At 75.2% G+C, this 5623-nt stretch carries 3 protein-coding genes; all 3 read right to left on the minus strand.

Annotation, left to right across the window (positions count from 1 at the left end):
* On the minus strand, positions 1-1639 hold a 1639-nt coding region (locus PYV61_RS19990), incomplete at its 3' end, for a hypothetical protein (RefSeq protein WP_275834924.1).
* Positions 1639-4122: a BamA/TamA family outer membrane protein gene (locus PYV61_RS19995; protein WP_275834925.1), complete on the minus strand. Its 2484-nt coding sequence runs from the start codon at positions 4120-4122 to the stop codon at positions 1639-1641. The genes PYV61_RS19995 and PYV61_RS19990, both read right to left, overlap by 1 nt.
* A 54-nt stretch (positions 4123-4176) precedes the next feature.
* Positions 4177-5623 (minus strand): transcription termination factor Rho (rho, locus tag PYV61_RS20000; protein ID WP_275834927.1); only part of this gene is annotated, 1447 nt, incomplete at its 5' end.

Consider the following 5623-nt stretch of genomic DNA (forward strand, 5'->3'; position numbering starts at 1 on the left):
ACGGCGCGGGGCCGCGCGGCGGGCCGTCGGCCGCCAGCGACACCGTCGCCCGCCCGGTCAGCCGCGTGCGCGCGCCGCGGTCGAGGTGCGTCAGGTCGAGCGCCGTGGCCGTCAGCCGCGTGTCGGTCGAGCCCTCGAGCGTCGTCGTGCCGGTGATGGTCCCGCGCACCGGCAGGTCGGGCGCGGCGATGCGCGCCAGGTCGACCTGCACCGGGCGCAGCTCGACCTTCAGGCCGCGCGCCCGCACCACCCCGTCCTCGGTGCCGATCTCGCCGAGCGCGATGACGCGGCTGCGCCCCGAGCGCGGGTCGTCGAACGTCACGTCGCCGTCGAGCCGCAGCGCCGCCAGCCCGCCGTCGGCCGCGAGCCGCCCGCCGAGGATCCCGTGGCGCGGCACCTCGACCGCCGGCGCGAGGCGCTCGATGAGGCGCGTGTCGAGGTTGGCGAACGTCACCGCCGTCGAGTCGAACGTCAGCGGCGCCGCGCCGACGCTGTCGCTGACGATCACCGCCACCCGCCCGCGCACCGTCGTCTCCCCGGTCGCGAGGTCGAGCGCGTCGAAGCGGTACCCCTGCGTCCGGCTCCCGAGCTGCACCGCGAAGTCGGACGTCGCGCGCCCCTCGGGGAGGTCGGGGAGGAGGAAGTGCATGTCGGCCAGCGTCACCGGCGCCGCCTTCCCGTCGATGCGCAGGTCCTCAGTGTTGAGGTCGTAGCGCCCGCTCAGCGTCGCGTTCGACGCCGGGAGCACCGCCTGCACGCCGCGCCACCAGATCGAGTCGCCCGTCAGCTCGACGGCGCCGCGCGCCTGCCGCACGTCGGCCGCGGGCGGGCGGAAGGGGAGCGCCACCAGGCGCAGCGAGTCGATCTCGACCCGCCGCGACGCGAACTCCGGGTGCGCGATGCGCAGCAGCGGGAAGCGCCCGGTCAGCTGCCGGTACTCCTGCACCCGCTGGAACCCGTTCGGCACGCGCACGATCATCGCGCGGCTGGTCGTGTCGAGCGCCACGCGCACCGCGCTGTCCCGCGCCGCCCGGGGGAGCGAGTCGTCCGGCGCCCACGGCGTGCGCACGGTGATGTTCCCGTTCACCACCCGCGCCCGGCGGAGCACGAGGAAGTCGCCCCAGCCGGGCGCCGTGCTCGTGTCGACCTTGGTCGTGTCGCTCGGGAAGATGCGCGCGTAGTTCCACTCGCCGCCCGGCGGGCGGTCGAGCTCCACCACCGGGCGCCACAGCGTCACGTCCGACAGCTCGATCTTCTTGGAGAAGAACGACCGCAGCCCGTAGCGCGTGCTCACCGAGTCGAGGGCCAGGAACGGCGCCCCCGTCGAGTCGGCGATCGCCAGGTCGTGGATCGTGATCCCCTTGAGCAGGTTCCCCGAGATGCGCCCGACGCGGAACTGCCCGTGCACCGTGTTGGCGAGCGCCGCGACGACGCGGCGGCGCAGCTGCTCGCGCCCCCAGTCGGTGTTGCTCACCACGAGCACGAGCGCCACCGCCGCCGCGACGAGCAGCAGCAGGACCGCCGCGGTCCACCTGGCGACGCGGGCCCCGCGGTGGCGGCGGTGGGCCTCGGGCCCGTGGGGCGCCGGCGCGGGGGCGAAGCCGTCGCCGCCGCCGGCGGGCGGGTGCGGGTCCGTCATCAGAACGCCTCGCCGATCGAGAGGTGCAGCGTCAGCCGGTTGAGGATCCCGCGGAAGCCCGTCGCGCCCGAGACGGGGTAGCGCCGGCACCCGTCGTCGGCGTCGCGCGAGCCGCACGAGCGCGTGCTCCCCAGGTTCAGCAGCCGCCGCCCGGTCGAGTCCTCCACCTGCGTCACCACCGGCAGCCGCTCGACCAGCGTCGGCCGGATGCCGAGGTCCACGCGCACCGGCCCGACGGGCGACAGGTAGCGCACCCCGAAGCCCGGGGTCAGCGCCGCCGTGCCGTTCCCCAGCTCGCGCAGCGTGCGCTCGCCGAGCATCGCGCCGTCGACGAACACCGCGCCGTACAGCTGCCGCCACACCGGGAACCGCAGCTCGACGTTCCCCTCGAGCAGCGTCGTCCCGCCGAGCGGGCGGGGGATGAAGCGGTCGTCGGAGATCGCGGTGCGGCGCTGCTGGAAGCACTGGGCGAGCGTCGCCGGCGGCGGGCAGGCGAAGCTCGTGTCGGCCCCCCCGCCGGGGAGCGCGCGCACGCTGTCGACGCCGCGGATGTCGGAGGGCGCCACGGTCAGCACGCGCGGGCCGAGCTGGTTCTCGCCGAAGCCGCGCACGCTCTGCGACCCGCCGGCGTAGAAGCGCTTGCGCGGGTGCAGCACCTGCCCGTCGACGTCGGTCGCCGCCCGCTGGACGCCGACGGCCGCGTTGGTCCCGGGCAGCGCGTCCACCCAGCCGCCGCGCACGCGCAGCGCCAGCACGCTCCGCCGGAAGGGGAGCCGGCGGTAGGTCGAGGCCTCGGCGGTGATGCGGTTGTAGCGGAAGTCGCTGGCCGTGATCCCCGACGCGTGCTCCGCCTCGAACCGGGCCAGCACGCCGCGCGTCGGGAAGAGCGGGTCGTCGGCGCGGTTGATCGACGCCGTCAGCGCCAGCGGCGACAGCCGCTGCTGCCCCTGCAGCGCGTTGATCGTCGGGTCGTCGCAGACGCCGAAGTTCACGCAGAAGTACACGCTCCCCGCGTCCACGCGGCTCACCTCGAACCGGTAGGTGGCGCTGATCGGGACCTCCGGCGTCAGCGCGCGCGTGAACGAGACGTTCGCCCCCTGCCCGCGGTCGACGAACACCCCCGGCGAGGCGCGGCGGTGCACGAACACGCCGGTGCCGAGCGTGTTGCGCGGCGAGCCGAACCAGCGCTGCCGCACGTCGATCCCGGCCTGGTACGTCGGCGCGAAGTAGCGGCCCGACTGCCGCCGCAGGTTCTCGGCGGCGTTGCCGTTCAGGTTGAAGCCGTTGGCCCCCCGGAAGGGCGGGGTGTTGAACAGCTGCTCGGCGCCCAGGTTGCCGACCGCGCCCGACACGTCGAGCACGCGGGCCCCGCCCAGCCAGTAGTTGTGCGTGTAGCGCCCCTCGACCTGCCCGAAGTCGGCGGTGCTGAAGCCGACCGACACGCGCGCCTCGCGCTTCGGCCCCTCCACCACGCACACCACGAGCGTCTTGCTGCTGTCGCCCGGCGCCCGCGCGACCGGGTCGCTCACCGTCCCGCCGAGGCTCGACTGCTGCGCGCAGACGGTGCGCCCGCTGGCCGCGTCGCGCGCCACCGCGGTGTCGATCAGCGCGCTGCGGAAGAGCCCCGACTCGTAGAGCGCGCGCTGGCTGCGGGCGACCCGCGAGCGGACGAACAGGTCCCCCGGCTCGATCAGCAGCGAGTTGCGGATCGTCTGGTCGGAGACCTCGCGCAGCTCCCCGGTGCGCACGATCTGGATGGCCGAGATGGGCGTCAGCGGGCCCCGCGCCACGTCGATGCGCACGTCGGCGGAGTCCTGGCGCGGCCCCGCGGAGTCGACGGCGACGGCGGGGCGGTCCACGCGCACGTCGCCGTAGCCGCGCTCCCAGTACACGCCGCGCAGGTCGACCACCGTCGAGTCGAGGCGGTCGAGGTCGAGCGGCTCGCCCGGGCGGGGGCGCACCAGCCGCCCCTCGCGCCGCCGCCCGCGCGGCCGCTCCCCGGGCTGGCGCTGCGGGTCGTTGACGGCGATCGAGCGCACCACCGTCGGCGCGCCCTCGGTGACGCGGAAGGTGACGCGCACCGCGTCCTCCCCGTCGCCCGTCACCGCGGTGTCGACCTGCGCGTCGCGCCACCCGCGCCGGTAGTAGTAGACGAGCAGCCGCACCACGTCGCGCGCCAGCTCGGCGCGGTCGAGGTAGCGGCGTTCGTAGATGTAGGGCGACTTCGAGATCCAGCAGAAGGGCGTGAAGGCGAGCCCCAGGCAGGCCGACGCGCGCGTCGCGATGGCCTCCTGCAGGTCGTCCTTCTCGAGTGCGCGCACCCCTTCGAACCGCACCTCGCGGACCTCGGGACGCTCCGTCTGCTGCTTGTCGTCGCGCGGGGTCTGGGCGCGGGCGGCGGGGGCCGCGGCCAGGACGAGCCCTGCGCACGCGACGAGTGCCGTCCGCGCGTGGCGGAGGCGGCCGAGGCGTGGGTATGGCATGGCGAACGGCCCGGAGCGCAAGCCCCGGGCCGTTCGCGTCCGCCGACGGCTGACTCAGGCGTCCTTCAGCGTCGCGAGCAGCACGTCGTTGTCGCGCGTGGCGCCGATGCGCTTCGTCAGCCAGGTGATCGCCGCCGACGACGGCATCTGCTGCAGCCCGCGCCGGAGGATGAAGACCGCGTCCAGCTGCTCGGGGCGGAACAGCTTGTCCTCGCGCCGCGTCCCCGAGGCCGGGATGTCGATCGCCGGGAAGAGGCGCTGCTCGGCCAGCCCGCGGTCGAGCTTGATCTCGCAGTTGCCGGTCCCCTTGAACTCCTCGAAGATCACGTCGTCCATCCGCGACCCCGTCTCGACCAGCGCGGTGCCGATGATGGTGAGCGACCCGCCGCCTGACGACTGGGCCACCGCCCGCGCCGACCCGAAGAACGCCTTCGGGGTCTGCATCGCGTGCGCGTCGAGGCCGCCCGACAGCGTGCGCCCGATCCCGCGCGTGGCGTTGAACGCGCGCGCCATGCGGGTGATCGAGTCGAGCACGATCACGACGTCCTTGTTCTGCTCGACCAGGCGGCGCGAGCGCTCCATCACCATCTCGACCACCTCGCGGTGGCGGTCGGCGGGCATGTCGAAGCTCGACGCCACGACCTCGCCGTACCCGACCTGCACCATCTCGCTGACCTCCTCGGGGCGCTCGTCCACGAGGAGCACGATCAACTCGGCGTCCGGGTGGTTGACCGCAACCCCCTCGACGATCGCCTGCAGCAGCATCGTCTTCCCCGAGCGCGCGGGGGCGACGATCAGCGCCCGCTGCCCGAAGCCGATCGGGGCGATCAGGTCGACGACGCGGCGGGTGAGCTCGGGGCCGCCCTTGGCCGGCTTCCCCGTCTCGAGCTTCAGCTTCCGGTCGGGGTAGGTGGCGAGCAGCGCCTGGAAGTCGGGGCGCTTGACCTCGGGGGTCGGCTCGGCGCCGTTGAGCGTCAGCACCTCGGCGACGACGGTGCGCCCGCGGTGGTCGCGCCCCGCCGACGCGGTGACCAGGTCGCCCTTCCGCAGCGTGTACTGGCGGACGATGTGGTTCGGGACGAAGGCGTCGCCGGGGCCGGGGAGGTAGCTGTTGGCGGCCTGCCGCACGAAGCCCCCCTCGCGCCCGATGTCGAGCCACCCCGTGACCTCGGTGTCGGGAACGACCGGGCCGCCCCCGCCGCCGCCCGGCGCCGCGCCGCGCGACTGCTGGTCGGCGAACTCGCCGCGCTGGCGCCCGCGCTGTCGCTGCCGCCGCCCGCGCCCGCGGAACTCGTCGCGGTCGCGCGGCCCGGCGGCGGGGCCGCCCTGCGGGCCGTGGCCGCCGAAGTCCTCGCGGCCGCCCTCGCGCCCGCCGCCGGGGTCCCCTTCGCCGCCGCCGTCGCGGTGCTGCTGGAACTGTCCGCCCTGGCCGCCCGGCCCGCCCTGGCCGCCGGGCTGCGGCTGCCCGGCGGCTGGATTGTCGGCGTCCAGGGGGTCATCC

The sequence above is a fragment of the Roseisolibacter sp. H3M3-2 genome (assembly GCF_029211165.1).
Lineage (GTDB): Bacteria > Gemmatimonadota > Gemmatimonadetes > Gemmatimonadales > Gemmatimonadaceae > Roseisolibacter.

What these genes read in the sequence shown, in the direction of transcription:
- PYV61_RS19995 (WP_275834925.1), bottom strand. Translation starts at nt 4,122, where the DNA reads ATGCCATACCCACGCCTCGGCCGCCTCCGCCACGCGCGGACGGCACTC.